This window comes from Streptomyces sp. NPDC014764, from assembly GCF_043082785.1.
GTDB classification, from domain to species: Bacteria; Actinomycetota; Actinomycetes; order Streptomycetales; family Streptomycetaceae; genus Streptomyces; species Streptomyces althioticus.
Window position 1 is genome coordinate 19,877 of sequence record NZ_JBIBXY010000007.1, and the last position, 12,688, is coordinate 32,564.

Consider the following 12,688-nt stretch of genomic DNA (forward strand, 5'->3'; position numbering starts at 1 on the left):
CGAGGAGGGACGCTTCGATGGGGGAAAAGGTCGTGGCAGGTCAGTTCGACCTGTCCGATCGCCAGCGCTACCGCGAGAAGCTCCGCAGGTGCCTGACAGGCCTGGAGCGACTCCTGGCGGAGAAGCGGTTCGACCGCCCCAGGAACCTGATGGGGCTGGAGATCGAGCTGAATCTCGCGGGCGCCGACGGCATGCCGAAAATGTTGAATGCGCAAGTCCTCGAACGCATCGCGAGCCGGGACTTCCAAACGGAACTCGCGATGTTCAATCTGGAAGTGAACATCGCCCCCCACCGGCTGGGCGGGAGGGTTTTCGACCGGCTAGACGAGGAACTGCGCACCTCGCTCTCCTACGCCGACCGCAAGGCCCAGGAGGTGGACGCGGGGATCGTGATGATCGGCATCCTGCCGACCCTCGACCGCGACGACCTCGTCTCCTCCAACCTCTCCGCCGTCGACCGCTACGCGCTGCTCAACGATCAGATCGTCGCCGCGCGCGGCGAGGACTTCACCCTGGACATCGACGGCGTGGAGCACCTCAGGTGCACCTCGAAGTCGATCGCCCCGGAGGCGGCGTGCACCTCGGTGCAGCTGCACCTCCAGGTCACGCCGGAACGCTTCCCCGACGTGTGGAACGCCGCCCAGGCGGTCGCCGCCGCGCAGATCGCGGTCGGCGCCAACTCGCCGTTCCTGTTCGGCCGCGAGCTGTGGCGCGAGTCCCGGCCGCCGCTGTTCCAGCAGTCCACCGACACCCGCCCGCCCGAGCTGCAGGCACAGGGCGTGCGGCCGCGCACCTGGTTCGGGGAGCGCTGGGTGACCTCGGCGTTCGACCTCTTCGAGGAGAACCTGCGCTACTTCCCGGCCCTGCTGCCCATCTGCGACGAGGAGGACCCGCTCGAGGTGCTGGACCGCGGGGGCGTCCCCGCGCTCTCCGAACTCGTCCTGCACAACGGCACCGTCTACCGCTGGAACCGCCCCGTCTACGACATCGCCGACGGCGTGCCCCACCTGCGGGTGGAGAACCGGGTGCTGCCCGCCGGGCCCACGGTGACCGACGTGATCGCGAACGCGGCCTTCTACTACGGACTCGTCCGCGCCCTCGCCGAGGACAGCCGCCCGGTGTGGAGCCGGCTGCCGTTCGAGGCCGCCGCCGCCAACTTCGACGCCGCCTGCAAGGACGGCATCGACGCCCGCTTCACCTGGCCCCGGCGCGGACGCCTCGGCGGCTTGGGCGAGGTGGACGCGGTCACCCTCGTACGGGAGGAGCTGCTGCCGCTCGCCGGGGCCGGGCTGGACGCCTGGGGGATCGCGCCCGCCGACCGGGACCGGTACCTCGGGGTGATCGAGGAGCGCTGCCGGCGCCGGGTGAACGGCGCGTCCTGGCAGGCCGCGACCTTCCACCGGGCGCTGGACGCCGGACTGGGCCGGGAGGAGGCACTGGCGGCCACCACCCGCCGCTACCGCGAGCTGACCAAGCGGGGCGAGCCCGTGCACACCTGGCCGGTCGGGCTGCCGGAGCCGGTGCCGACGACGGCCTGACCGGACCCGGCAGGGACTGACCGGCGCCCCGGGCCCGCGGCCCGCCGCACAGGTACTGCATTCATACTGATCGGACCGATCGGTGATGTGGAGGCAGGTGTGCAGGCGGAGGCGGCGGGCCCGGGGGCCGAGGCGTATCCGGAGCGGACCCTCTCGCGGAGGACGCTGCGCGACGAGACACTGCTCGTTCTCGCGCTGTCGCTCGGCGCGAGCGGAGTGTCCGCGCTGATCAGCTTCATCGGCTCGGTCACCAGGCCGGGCGGACTGAAGGACCAGGCGGCCACCCTCAACGCCTCGGCCGCGCCGGGCCGCCCCTGGCTGGACCTGGCCTGGCAGCTGTTCGGCATCACCACCGCCCTGGTGCCGGTGGCCCTGGTCGCGCACCTGCTGCTGCGCGAGGGCGCCGGACTGCGCACCCTCGGCTTCGACCGCGCCCGGCCCTGGTCCGACCTCGGCCGCGGCGCCGCGATCGCGGCGGTCATCGGCAGCAGCGGCATCGCCTTCTACCTCGCCGTGCGCGCGCTCGGCTTCAACCTCACCGTGGTGCCGGAGGCACTGCCCGAGGTGTGGTGGAAGTACCCCGTGCTGATCCTGTCGGCCGCACAGAACTCGATCCTCGAAGAGGTCGTCGTCGTCGGCTACCTGCTGCGCCGGCTCGACCAGCTCGGCTGGTCGCCCACCGCCTCGATGGCGGGCAGCGCGGTGCTGCGCGGGTCGTACCACCTGTACCAGGGCATCGGCGGCTTCATCGGCAACATGGTCATGGGCGTGGTCTTCGTGTACCTGTACCGCCGCTGGGGGCGCGTCGGACCGCTGGTGGCCGCGCACACGCTGCTCGACATCGGCGCGTTCGTCGGGTACGCGCTGCTGGCGGGCAAGGTCGGCTGGCTGCCGACGGCGTGAGACGAAAGGGGGGTGTCCGGTGATCCGTACGCCCCCCTTCGGTGTGGCGGGGTTCAGACCAGCAGCTCGCCCTCGACGACCGTCACCGCGCGGCCGCCCAGCAGGGTGCGGGCGCCGCGCACCTCGGTGCGGACGAGCCCGGAGCGGGGCGAGGCCTGGAGGCCGGTGAGGGTGGCGCCGCCGAGGCGCTGCGACCAGTGCGGCGCCAGCGCGGTGTGAGCGCTGCCGGTGACGGCGTCCTCGTCGATGCCGACGTTCGGGAAGAAGCACCGTGAGACGAAGTCGTACCCGTCCGCCGGATCCTCCGCGCGGGCGGTGGCGATGATGCCGCGCTCCGAGTGCGTCGTCAGGGCCTTGTGGTCGGGGCGCAGGGAGCGCACGGTCCGCTCGTCGGCCAGCTCGACCAGCAGGTCGCCGACGTGGGGGCCGGTGTCGAACGCCGCCAGGACGGGTGCGCCGAGCGCCTCCGAGACTCCCTCGGGCACGTCGACGGCGGTGAGCGGGGCCGTGGGGAAGTCCAGGGTGACGGTGCCGTCCTCCGCGGTTTCCGCGACCAGCACGCCGCTGCGGGTGGCGAACCGCACCGGGCCCTTGTGGGCGCCGGTGGTGTGCAGGACGTGCGCGGTGGCGAGCGTGGCGTGGCCGCACATGGCCACCTCGGTGACGGGTGTGAACCAGCGCAGCGCCCAGTCGGCCTCGCCGCCCTCGGGCAGCGGGTGGGCGAAGGCCGTCTCGGCGTGGTTGATCTCCAGGGCGACGTTCTGCAGCCAGGAGTCCTCCGGGAAGGCATCGAGCAGCATCACTCCGGCGGGGTTGCCGGTGAAGGGACGGTCGGTGAAGGCGTCGACGATTCGGATCCGCATGCCCCGACGGTAGAGGGCGGGCAACCGCGAGGGCTCGGGCCACTTCGAAGGAGGCGGCCTCGTCCCGGTGGCGGTCGGCCGTGCCGTCGAGGATGCGGACGTCCGGGGGAGGGTCTTGTCGTGCGATCGGTTCCGATATATCGTTGAAGCATCGCAATAGATCAACGATGGAATGGAGTGGTTGCCATGGGTGGCTACGGTCATGAGCACGGACACGGTCATGGGCACGGGTACGGCGGTCCGCGGGGCGGCGGACGGGGCGACTTCGAGCGCCTGCGTGCCGCCTTCGGCCCTTTCGGCCCCGGTGGTCCGGGAGGACCCGGCGGTCCCTGGGGTCCCGGCTTCGGTCACGGCGGCCCCTGGGGCGGCCGAGGGCGCGGCGGACCCAGGGGGAGGGCGCGGCGTGGTGACGTCCGCGCGTCGATCCTGGCCCTGCTGAAGGACCGCCCGATGCACGGCTACGAGATGATCCAGGAGATCGCCGAACGCAGCGGCGGGGCGTGGAAGCCCAGCCCCGGCTCGGTCTACCCCACCCTCCAACTGCTGGAGGACGAGGGCCTGATCGTCAGCGAGTCCGAGGGCGGCAAGAAGCTGTTCTCCCTCACCGAGGCCGGCCGCACGGCCGCCGAGGACGGACCCGAGGCCCCTTGGGAGGAGGCCTCGCGCGGGGTCGACTGGGAGGCGCTGACCGAGATCCGGCAGGCCGGGTTCGGCCTGATGGAGGCCTTCGGGCAGGTCTGGAAGACGGGGAGCAAGGAGCAGCGGGAGAAGGCCCTCGCGGTCATCAACGAAGCCCGTAAGAAGCTGTATCTCATCCTCGCGGACGAGCACTGAGCCGGCCGCCGGCGGTCGGTGGGGGACTGAGGGGCGTGCGCCGTGTGGCGTGCGCCCCTTGGGCGTGTGCGCCCTGATCTCGTCCCCAAGGAGGAGATTTCGCCACGCGATCTCCACTCTCCGCGGGACGCCGAGATGCGTCCCGCCGCCGATGTGCCGGGCCGCCCGGACTGATGGGGTGGGCGATGTGCGATCCCGTATCCCCCGGCAGCAGGCCCAGTGGCCCCGGGCGCAGGCCGCCCGTGGCGCGGACGACGACGCCGGGCTGGGCGCGGAACTGGCCGAGGTCGTGACCGGCGCCCGGCGCAGGGTGCTCCGGGGCGGCGACCGGCACATCGACACCGCCCATCTGCTGCACTCCCTGCTCGAGTCCGACCCCGAGGTGCGGGCCGCGTTCGGCGAGGGGGCCACGGTGGCGCGGCTGCTCGGGTATCTGGTGCAGCGGAGCATCGGGTACGGGCTGAGGTGGCAGGGGAGCGTCGAGGACTCGGGCGGGCCGCCGGTCGTGGAGGGGGCGACCGGGTTCTCGCCGCTGGCGGCGGTGTGCGTGGAGCGGGCTCGGGAGCGGGCTGCTCGGCGGGGGGACGGGATGGTTCGGGGGACGGATCTGCTGGCGGCGCTGGTCGCGGAGCCGCGGGCCCGGGCTGTCGAGGTGGTGCGGCGGGCCGGGGTGGAGCCGGGGGAGGTAGTGCGGGGGGTGGATGCGAGGGCCGGGGGGTGAGCGGGGTGCGGCGGCAGGGTCTTCTTCGCTTCCTCCGCCCCTCCCCTTCCCGTCCCTCGTGGGCTTCGCCCCCGGACCCCCTTCCGCACAGTTCCCCGCGCACCTCTGGGGCGTTTTCCGTCAGGTGTCTTGAGGGGTGACGGTGCTGTCACGGGATGGCATCATGTGGCGGTGTTCAAGACTCACCCCAGGGGCATCGGGCTCACCCTCGCTCTGGTGTCCGCCGTGGCCTTCGGCGGGTCCGGTGTGGCGGCCAAGCCGTTGATCGAGGCCGGGCTCGACCCGCTGCACGTCGTGTGGCTGCGGGTGGCGGGCGCCGCGCTCGTCATGCTGCCGCTCGCCGTACGCCACCGCGCGCTGCTCAGACGGCGGCCCGCACTGCTCGCCGGGTTCGGGCTCTTCGCCGTGGCCGGCGTGCAGGCCTGCTATTTCGCCGCCATCTCGCGCATCCCCGTCGGCGTCGCCCTGCTCGTCGAGTACCTGGCGCCCGCCCTCGTCCTCGGCTATGTGCGGTTCGTGCAGCGGCGGCCGGTGACGCGTGCCGCCGCCGTCGGAGTGGTGCTCGCCGTGGGCGGTCTCGCCTGCGTCGTCGAGGTGTGGGCGGGGCTCGGCTTCGACGCCCTGGGGCTCGCCCTCGCGCTCGGCGCCGCCTGCTGCCAGGTCGGCTACTTCGTCCTGTCCGACCAGGGCAGCGACAGCGAGGAGTCCCCCGACCCGCTCGGCGTCATCGCGTACGGGCTGTTGATCGGCGCCGCGGTGCTCACCGTGGTCGCGCGGCCCTGGTCCATGGACTGGTCCGTGCTCACCGGCACCGCCGCGATGGACGGCACGCCCGTCGCCGCTTTCCTGCTCCTGGGGTGGATCGTCCTCGTCGCCACGGTCGCCGCGTACGTCACCGGCGTGCTGTCGGTGCGCCGGCTCTCCCCGCAGGTGGCGGGTGTCGTCGCCTGCCTGGAGGCGGTCATCGCCACCGTCCTCGCCTGGGTGCTGCTCGGCGAGCATCTGTCGGCGCCGCAGGTCGTCGGCGGCGTGATCGTCCTCGCCGGGGCCCTCATCGCCCAGTCCTCCGCCCCGGCGAAGACACCCGGGGGACCCGTCGCGAGCGGCGGCCCCGAACGGGAGTTGTCCACCCCCGGGACCACCGGATAGGCTACTGATCATGCATACGCGCGCACGTGTTCTTCCGCCGCCGGCCGCCTGAGGCGGGCCCTACGGCGCATACGCCCGGCAGCGTGCCGGGCGCCGCGGTGCTGCCCGCAGACGAAGTCCGTGGACCCCGGTCCCTCGGCCCGATCAGGGCCTGAGCCGGGCTCCCTTCCGAACTTCCGCGCCCACGCCCACGCGTGGTGCGCGCCTCTGCGGAGAGAGAACACGTGTCGAACAACGTCTCCGGCCTGCCCGTAGGGCGTGGCCTGATCTACCTCGTCGTCGCCGGTGCCGCCTGGGGCACCGCGGGCGCCGCGGCCTCGCTGGTGTACCGCACCAGTGACATGGGGCCGGTCGCCCTGTCCTTCTGGCGGTGCGCCGCCGGACTGGCCGTCCTGTACGCGGCGCGCCTGCTGTTCGGGCGCTCCCGCGCCTCCGCCGCACCGGCACCGCTGCGCCGCCGGGTCGCGCGGGCGACGGCCACCGGCGTCGGACTCGCGGTGTTCCAGACGGCCTACTTCGCCGCCGTGTCGGCGACCGGCCTGGCCGTGGCCACCGTCGTCACCCTGGGCGCCGGTCCCGTACTGATCGCCGTCGGGGCACGGCTCACCATGGGCGAGCGACTGGGACGCGGCGGGCTCGCGTCCGTCGCGGGCGCGCTCACCGGGCTCCTGGTGCTCGTTCTCGGCGGCGGGAACGCGACGGTCGACCCGGTGGGCGTCCTGCTCGCCCTGGTGTCCGCCGCCGGTTACTCGGCGATGACCCTGCTCACCCGGTGGTGGGGGCGCGACGGCGGCGCCGACTCCTCCGGCGCGACCGTCGGGGCGTTCGCCGTCACCAGCCTGGTGCTCCTGCCGTTCGCCGCGGTGGAAGGGCTGATGCCGCACACCGACGCGCCCGGCACTCTGCTGCTCCTGCTCGCCTACGTCGCCACCGTGCCGACCGCGCTGGCCTACGGCCTCTACTTCGCTGGAGCCGCGGTCGTACGGTCGGCGACCGTGTCCGTGATCATGCTGCTCGAACCGGTCAGCGCGGCGGTGCTGGCCGTCGCCCTGCTCGGTGAACGCCTCACGGCGGCCACGCTGGTCGGCACCCTGCTGATGCTGGGCTCGGTGGCGGGCCTGGCGGCGGGAGAGGCCCGGGACGCGCGGGCCGCCCGCAGGGCGCGGGAGGAGGCCGTTCCGGCGTGAGGTGAGGGAGTTCTCCGCCGGTTGGCGGGGTATCCCTGGGCACCGGCCGGGCCGGTGCCCAGGGGCCGCCGGGTGGAGCCTGGACGGGACTGCGCACGGTCTCCGTGGTCCGGGCGGTGGCGGCCGGTTGTGAGGAAGCCTTCACGACCGGGCGTGGCCCGGACCGTGGCGGCCGGTTGCGAGAAGCCGTGCTGAAGCACCCGCGCCGCACCCCCGCCTCCGTCCGGACGTAACGCCTCCGCACCCCTCTCAACCGGCCGTCGGACCCACCCTCAGGACGTGTCCCCGGGCGGCCGTGTCCCGCGCCTGGCCTCGGTCCTCCAGACCGGCCGCGATGCGGTCGCGGACCGCCTGGGATCGTTTGCCCGCGTACTTGAACTTGGCCCGGACCTCGGTCACTTCCAGGCGCAGGCCGCGGATGCCGGACAGCAGCCTGCCGTACGGGGCCTCGCCGGCCGCGGCCCGTGCGGAGCCGCCCTCCGGCTGGAAGTGGCCGACCTGGCGGTTCAGCAGGGCCGCCTTCTCGGCCGGGTCGTCCACGAGGTGGGCGCGGCAGCGGAGCTGGACCGCCGCGTACAGGCTCGTCGGGACGCCGTGTTCGGGTGGGGTGCCCGGCTCCGCCTGCCAGGGCCCGGGGACGAACGCGTAGTCGTCGACCACGCTCAGCAGGACGTCCGGGGCGGACTCGATCGCGGGCCAGAGCGGGTTGGGGCGGGCCAGGTGGGCGACCGCCTCGCCGCGTTCGGGGTCGTGGACGAAGTGAAGGGGCTGGACGAACGGCGGTTCGCCTGGACGGCCGTTGACCGCGAGCTGGCCGAAGTCGTGGGTGGCCAGCCACTGCTGCCATGTGTCGTCGCGGGGTGCGTCCCACGGGTGGATCAGCATCAGAGCACCGTCAGGTAGCCGGGAACCTCCGTGCCGGGGGCCAGGTCCGGGGACGGTTCGGGGGTCCCGTAGGCGGTGCGGACCGGGAGCACGCCCGCCCAGTGCGGCAGGGACAAGTCCTCGGGCTCGTCGTTGACACCGCCCGTGCGCGCCTTGGCGGAGACCTCGTCCAGGCGGATGCGGAGTACGGCCGTGGCGGCCAGTTCCTTCTTGTCGGCCGGGCGGGAGTCGGCGGAGCGGCCCGGCACGACGTGGTCGACGAGGGCGTCGAGCGCCTGCCGCTTCTCCTCCGGGTCGGTCACGTCGTGCGCCGTGCCGTGCACCACCACGGAGCGGTAGTTGATCGAGTGGTGGAAGGCGGAGCGGGCCAGCACCAGGCCGTCGACGTGGGTGACCGTGAGGCACACCGGGAGCCCCTGGTCGGACCGTCCGGCCGTGCGCAGCGGACGGGAGCCGGTGGAGCCGTGGACGTAGAGGACCTCGCCGACGCGGCCGTAGAGCGTGGGCAGGACGACCGGGGCGCCGTCCCGGACGAAGCCGAGGTGGCAGACGTAGCCCTCGTCGAGTATCGCGTGCACCAGATCCTTGTCGTACGACGCGCGCTGGGGGGCGCGGGTGGGGACGGTGCGCTCGGTGGGCGTGTAGGCGGTGTCGGGTCGCTGCTGCGGTCGCTGGGGCCCCTGCATGGCCAACTCCATTGCACTAGTGCATAATGTGGTTTGTGCTAGGAGAGTATCGGATCAGTGGGCGGCGCGCAGCGGAGATTTCCGCGAGCATCGAGCGGGCGGTGGGGGAAGGCGCCCTGCAGCCGGGCGAACTTCTGCCTCCCATGCGGGAGTTGGCCGAGCAGCTCGGAGTGAATCCGAACACCGTGGCCGCCGCGTACCGGACCCTGCGCGAGCGCGGGGTCATCGAGACGGCGGGTCGGCGGGGCAGCCGGGTGCGGCCCAAGCCGGCCACCACCGCGCGCGAGATGATCCGCGTGGAGGTCCCGCCGGGCGTGCGCGACCTGTCCGACGGCAACCCGGACCCCACGCTGCTGCCCCCGCTGGCCGGGGCGTTCGCCGCGGCCACGGCCCAGGGCGACAAGGAGCCGGTGCTGTACGGGCACGCGCCGGTGGATCCCGGGCTTGAGCGGCTCGCACGGGCCGGACTCCATGCCGACGGGGTGCCCGAGGGGCCGGTCGCCGTCACCTCGGGAGCCCTCGACGCGGTGGAGCGGGTGCTCGCCGCCCATCTGCGTCCGGGGGACGCGGTGGCGGTGGAGGATCCGGGCTGGGGGAGTCTGCTGGACCTGGTGCCGGCGCTCGGTCTGCGGACCGTGCCGGTGGCCCTCGACGACGAAGGGCCCCTCCCCGACGACGTGCGCAGGGCGCTGGAGGGCGGGGCGCGGGCACTGATCGTCACCGACCGCGCCCAGAACCCGACCGGCGCCGCGCTGACCGCCGGGCGGGCGGAGGCGCTGCGGGCGGTGCTCGCCGACCACCCCGAGACGCTCGTGATCGAGGACGACCACGGTCACCACATCGTCGACCTGCCGCTGCACCCCCTCGCGGGAGTCACCCACCGCTGGGCCTTCTCCCGCTCGGCGGCCAAGGCGTACGGGCCCGACCTGCGTCTCGCGATCCTCACCGGGGACGCCCTCACGCTCGACCGGGTGCGCGGGCGCCAGCGGCTCGGGCCCGGCTGGGTCAGCCTGACCCTCCAGCGCGCGGTGGCGCGGCTGTGGGCCGACGACGCGGTGGACCCGGCGGGCGTGGCGGCGCGGTACGGGGAACGCCGGGACGCGCTGGCCGCGGCGCTGCGCCGACGCGGGATCGTGGCGCGGGGGCGCAGCGGCATGAACCTGTGGGTGCCGGTCCCCGACGAGACCGGGGCGGTCGCCCGGCTGTTGCACGCCGGCTGGGCCGTGGCCCCCGGAGCACGCTTCCGGCTGAACACGCCCCCGGGTATCCGCGTCACCGTCTCCACCCTCACGGACGCGGAGATCGGACCACTGTCCGAGGCGATCGCGGCAGCGGTGCGGCCGGGGGAGGGGGACCGCCGGACGTACGCGTGAGGGGCGCTGCGCGTGCGGGGCGCGTGCGGTGTCACGGCGAAGGGGGGGGCGTGCGGGGCGCGTGCGGTGTCAGGGCGAAGGGGGGCGCGTACCGGTGTCACCCCGTCCGCTTCGGCTTCACCTGTGTCAGTGCCGCCCCCGCCAGCACCACAGCCGCCCCGACCGGCGTCGACCACGTCAGTGTTTCGCCCAGCAGCAGGATGCCCGCCGCGGCGGCGATCACCGGGACGAAGTAGGTGACCATCTGGCCGGTCGTCGGCCCGACCTCGGCGACGATGCCGTACTGGACGAGGACCGCCAGGCCCGTGCCCAGCGTGCCCAGCGCGGCGATCGCGAGCAGCGGGCCGACCGCCAGACTCGACGGCACCGAGGTGAACAGCGGGGTCACCACCGCCAGTTGCACCGTCGCGAGCAGCAACTGCCCGCCCGTCAGGGACAGGTGCGACGCGCTGCTGCCGGCGAGAGTGCGGCGGACGTAGATCCAGCCGACGGGGTAGCTCAGCGAGGCGAGCAGGGCCAGGGCCGTACCGCGCGCATCCAGGCCGTTGAAGCCCTGCCATGCCCCCAGCACGGTCAGCACGCCGAGGAAGCCGAGGCCCAGGCCTGCCACCCGCACCCGGGTCGGCCGGTCCTCGCGGAGCGCCACCAGGGACAGCGCCATGCCCCACAGCGGCGAGGTGGCGTTGCAGATGCCGGCCAGGGTGGACGGGATGGTCAGCTCCGCGAAGGCGAACAGCGAGAACGGCAGCGCGTTGAGCAGGAAACCGGCGACCGCCAGGTGCATCCAGGTGCGGGCGCCGCGCGGCAGCCCTTCCCGCCGTACCGCCATGGCCACCGCCAGCACGGCCGTGCCGAACGCCAATCGGCCTAGGGTGACCTGGAAGGGGGCGTAGCCCTGGGTGCCGACCTTGATGAGGAGGAAGCTGAAGCCCCAGATCAGGGAGAGGGCGGCGAAGCGCAGCCGCCAGTCGAGGCGCGGTCGGGCGGGCGCGGGGGCGGAGCCTTCGGGGCCGGGCGCGGTGACGGGGGCGGTGGACGCGGTGACGCTGGTCATGCCGGTAACGATGGAGCAGACTCACCTTGTAGCACAATCGAGAAATCGCACGTGGTATCTCGTAGCATCGCTTACATGTTGAATCTGGAGCGCCTGCGGACCCTCGACGCCCTCGCCCGGCACGGCTCGGTCAGCGGTGCGGCGGAAGGGCTGCACATCACCACCTCGGCCGTCTCGCAGCAGATGGCCAAGCTGGAGCGCGAGGTGGGGCAGCGGCTCCTCGCCAAGCACGGGCGCGGGGTGCGGCTCACGGACGCCGGCCGGCTGCTCGCCGAGCACGCCGCGCGCATCCTGTCCCAGGTGGAGCTGGCCCAGGCCGACCTGGAGGCGCAGCGCGGGCAGGTCGCCGGTGAGCTGCGGATCTCCGCGTTCCCGACAGCCGCGCGCGGACTGTTCCCGGCCGCGCTCGCCGGCCTGAGGGAACGCCATCCGGCACTGCGGGTGCGGTCGAGGGAGATGGAGCCCGAGAACGGCATCCGGGGCGTGGTGCGCGGCGACCTCGACCTCGCGGTGGTGCTCGACTGGTACAACAAGCCGATGCCGCTGCCCGACGGGCTGGTCAAGGCGCTGCTGCTGGACGACCCGGCCGACGTGGCCCTGCCTGCCTTCCATCCGCTCGCCGGGCGCGAGGAGATCGACCTCGAGGAGCTGGCCGAGGACGAGTGGATCACCTGGGGCGAGGGCGAGTTCTGCCACGAGTGGCTGATGTTCACCCTGCGGTCCAAGGGTGTCGAGCCGATCGTCGCTCACCGCGCGGCCGAGAGTCACACCCAGCTCAACCTGGTCGCCGCGGGGCTCGGGGTGTGCGTCGCGCCGCTGCTGGGACGCGACCCGCTGCCCCGCGGTGTGGTGACCGTGCCGCTGCGGCAGCGCGTCCGGCGGCACGTGTTCGTCGTCTGGCGGGCCGACGCGGACCGCCGCCCGTCGATCCGGGCGGCGGTACGGGCGCTGCGGGCGGCGGGGGAGCGGGTCGGGGGCGCACCGACGGGCGACGCTCCCGAGCCCGGGGTTCCCGCTGAGGGCGTCAGGACAGCTGCGCCAGCTTCCTGAAGTCCCACGACACGACCTTCTCCGGGGTCAGCCGCAGCCACGCGTGCCGTCCGTCGTGCGGCATCTCGTCCAGGCCGAAGTTCTTCCGGGCGAACAGCGTCTCCGGTACGTCCAGTTCCGCCCGCAGCTCGCCGGTGCGGGGGATCTCACCCACGAACTCCGCCCGCCCGGACAGCTCCGCGCCGCGCAACTCGTCGTACTCCTCGCCCGTGTCGACCACGATCGCCACCCGGGGGTCGCGCCGCAGGTCCGCGAAGCGCCTGCTGCGCACCACCGAGTACAGCCACATGGAGACGCCGTCCCACACGAACCACAGGGTGCTCACGTGCGGCATGCCGTCGGCGGACACCGTGGCGACCCGGCAGGTCCGCTGTTCGGCGAGGAAGTCGTCCAGCTCCCCGGGCGTCATCATGATCTTGCGACCCCGGCGCTGCGTGGCGGTCAT

General features: G+C 73.6%; 13 protein-coding genes. 8 read left to right on the plus strand and 5 right to left on the minus strand.

Annotation, left to right across the window (positions count from 1 at the left end; all coding sequences use genetic code 11):
- Positions 1–17 precede the first annotated feature (17 nt).
- Positions 18–1,538, plus strand: a complete 1,521-nt coding sequence (locus ACF1AG_RS18765) for a glutamate--cysteine ligase (protein ID WP_391810064.1) — start codon at positions 18–20, stop codon at positions 1,536–1,538.
- Positions 1,539–1,637: 99 nt separating this feature from the next.
- On the plus strand, positions 1,638–2,441 hold the full coding sequence (locus tag ACF1AG_RS18770) for a type II CAAX endopeptidase family protein (protein ID WP_359600780.1): 804 nt from the start codon (positions 1,638–1,640) through the stop codon (positions 2,439–2,441).
- A gap of 53 nt (positions 2,442–2,494) precedes the next feature.
- Here ACF1AG_RS18770 and ACF1AG_RS18775 read toward each other — a convergent pair whose 3' ends face one another.
- Positions 2,495–3,304, minus strand: a complete 810-nt coding sequence (locus ACF1AG_RS18775; protein ID WP_359600760.1) for a PhzF family phenazine biosynthesis protein — start codon at positions 3,302–3,304, stop codon at positions 2,495–2,497.
- A gap of 186 nt (positions 3,305–3,490) precedes the next feature.
- On the opposite strand from ACF1AG_RS18775, the gene ACF1AG_RS18780 reads away from it, so the two are divergent.
- From ACF1AG_RS18780 to ACF1AG_RS18795, 4 genes are all read left to right on the plus strand, one after another.
- Complete coding sequence (locus tag ACF1AG_RS18780) at positions 3,491–4,138, plus strand: PadR family transcriptional regulator (RefSeq protein WP_359600759.1); 648 nt, start codon at positions 3,491–3,493, stop codon at positions 4,136–4,138.
- Between the two features lie 187 nt (positions 4,139–4,325).
- The gene (locus ACF1AG_RS18785) at positions 4,326–4,859 is read left to right on the plus strand and encodes a Clp protease N-terminal domain-containing protein (protein ID WP_359600758.1); all 534 of its coding nucleotides are present in this window, start codon (positions 4,326–4,328) and stop codon (positions 4,857–4,859) included.
- A 165-nt stretch (positions 4,860–5,024) separates the two neighbouring features.
- A complete protein-coding gene (locus tag ACF1AG_RS18790) occupies positions 5,025–6,008 on the plus strand; it encodes a DMT family transporter (RefSeq protein ID WP_391810065.1) in 984 nt (327 codons plus the stop codon).
- Between the two features lie 224 nt (positions 6,009–6,232).
- Positions 6,233–7,195, plus strand: a complete 963-nt coding sequence (locus ACF1AG_RS18795) for a DMT family transporter (protein ID WP_387797220.1) — start codon at positions 6,233–6,235, stop codon at positions 7,193–7,195.
- Positions 7,196–7,444: 249 nt separating this feature from the next.
- Here ACF1AG_RS18795 and ACF1AG_RS18800 read toward each other — a convergent pair whose 3' ends face one another.
- Both ACF1AG_RS18800 and ACF1AG_RS18805 read right to left on the minus strand, forming a co-directional pair.
- Complete coding sequence (locus tag ACF1AG_RS18800) at positions 7,445–8,080, minus strand: FMN-binding negative transcriptional regulator (RefSeq protein WP_359600755.1); 636 nt, start codon at positions 8,078–8,080, stop codon at positions 7,445–7,447.
- On the minus strand, positions 8,080–8,766 hold the full coding sequence (locus ACF1AG_RS18805; protein WP_359600754.1) for a pyridoxamine 5'-phosphate oxidase family protein: 687 nt from the start codon (positions 8,764–8,766) through the stop codon (positions 8,080–8,082). The genes ACF1AG_RS18800 and ACF1AG_RS18805 overlap by 1 nt, the downstream gene beginning before the upstream one ends.
- 35 nt (positions 8,767–8,801) lie before the next feature.
- On the opposite strand from ACF1AG_RS18805, the gene ACF1AG_RS18810 reads away from it, so the two are divergent.
- Entirely contained in the window at positions 8,802–10,139 is a 1,338-nt protein-coding gene (locus ACF1AG_RS18810) for an aminotransferase class I/II-fold pyridoxal phosphate-dependent enzyme (RefSeq protein ID WP_391810066.1), read from the plus strand.
- A 97-nt stretch (positions 10,140–10,236) separates the two neighbouring features.
- On the opposite strand, the gene ACF1AG_RS18815 is transcribed toward ACF1AG_RS18810, so the two are convergent.
- Positions 10,237–11,193: a DMT family transporter gene (locus ACF1AG_RS18815; RefSeq protein WP_359600752.1), complete on the minus strand. Its 957-nt coding sequence runs from the start codon at positions 11,191–11,193 to the stop codon at positions 10,237–10,239.
- 75 nt (positions 11,194–11,268) lie between these two features.
- Between ACF1AG_RS18815 and ACF1AG_RS18820 the strand changes: the two genes are divergently transcribed.
- Positions 11,269–12,243, plus strand: coding sequence for a LysR family transcriptional regulator (locus ACF1AG_RS18820; protein WP_359600751.1), 975 nt, complete (start codon positions 11,269–11,271; stop codon positions 12,241–12,243).
- Here the strand turns inward: ACF1AG_RS18820 and ACF1AG_RS18825 are convergent.
- Positions 12,218–12,688 (minus strand): pyridoxamine 5'-phosphate oxidase family protein, encoded by a 471-nt coding sequence (locus ACF1AG_RS18825; RefSeq protein ID WP_359600750.1) that lies wholly within the window; start codon positions 12,686–12,688, stop codon positions 12,218–12,220. The two genes, ACF1AG_RS18820 and ACF1AG_RS18825, sit on opposite strands and share 26 nt — an antisense overlap.

Bases quoted from the DNA above. Each gene is read 5' to 3' on its own strand.
- ACF1AG_RS18815 (WP_359600752.1), bottom strand. From the start codon at position 11,193: ATGACCAGCGTCACCGCGTCCACCGCCCCCGTCACCGCGCCCGGCCCC.
- ACF1AG_RS18780 (WP_359600759.1), top strand. From the start codon at position 3,491: ATGGGTGGCTACGGTCATGAGCACGGACACGGTCATGGGCACGGGTAC.
- ACF1AG_RS18800 (WP_359600755.1), bottom strand. From the start codon at position 8,080: ATGCTGATCCACCCGTGGGACGCACCCCGCGACGACACATGGCAGCAG.
- ACF1AG_RS18805 (WP_359600754.1), bottom strand. From the start codon at position 8,766: ATGCAGGGGCCCCAGCGACCGCAGCAGCGACCCGACACCGCCTACACG.
- ACF1AG_RS18775 (WP_359600760.1), bottom strand. From the start codon at position 3,304: ATGCGGATCCGAATCGTCGACGCCTTCACCGACCGTCCCTTCACCGGC.
- ACF1AG_RS18825 (WP_359600750.1), bottom strand. From the start codon at position 12,688: ATGACCGCCACGCAGCGCCGGGGTCGCAAGATCATGATGACGCCCGGG.
- ACF1AG_RS18820 (WP_359600751.1), top strand. From the start codon at position 11,269: ATGTTGAATCTGGAGCGCCTGCGGACCCTCGACGCCCTCGCCCGGCAC.
- ACF1AG_RS18765 (WP_391810064.1), top strand. From the start codon at position 18: ATGGGGGAAAAGGTCGTGGCAGGTCAGTTCGACCTGTCCGATCGCCAG.